This window comes from Marseilla massiliensis, assembly GCF_016899855.1.
In the GTDB taxonomy this organism is placed as follows: Bacteria; Bacteroidota; Bacteroidia; order Bacteroidales; family Bacteroidaceae; genus Prevotella.
Window position 1 is genome coordinate 1 of record NZ_JACJJG010000297.1, and the last position, 240, is coordinate 240.

A 240-nucleotide genomic window follows, 5' to 3' on the forward strand; every position below is an offset into this window, starting at 1 on the left:
CGTCTGCGGCTTCATACCAATGTATGAAAACTGCAGCTCGTTACTGCCGGAGGTTTTGATTTCGAAGTTTCCGTCGATATCGGTCACTACGGCGTTTTTAGTCCCTTTTTCGAGGACTGTTGCGCCGATGACGGCCTCTCCGTTGGAATCTTTCACATTTCCTTTGATTGTCTGCGCCGACAGCGAGCCCACGATGAGCGTGAACAGCGCCACAAGCGCAAGTCGAAAAGTTTTTAAATT

Annotated in this window: 1 protein-coding gene; it reads right to left on the reverse strand. The window is 49.6% G+C overall.

Annotated features, from left to right (window positions below):
- A partial coding sequence (locus H6A34_RS15730; RefSeq protein ID WP_205106129.1) for a carboxypeptidase-like regulatory domain-containing protein occupies positions 1-213 on the reverse strand: 213 nt, incomplete at its 3' end.
- Positions 214-240 lie beyond the last annotated feature (27 nt).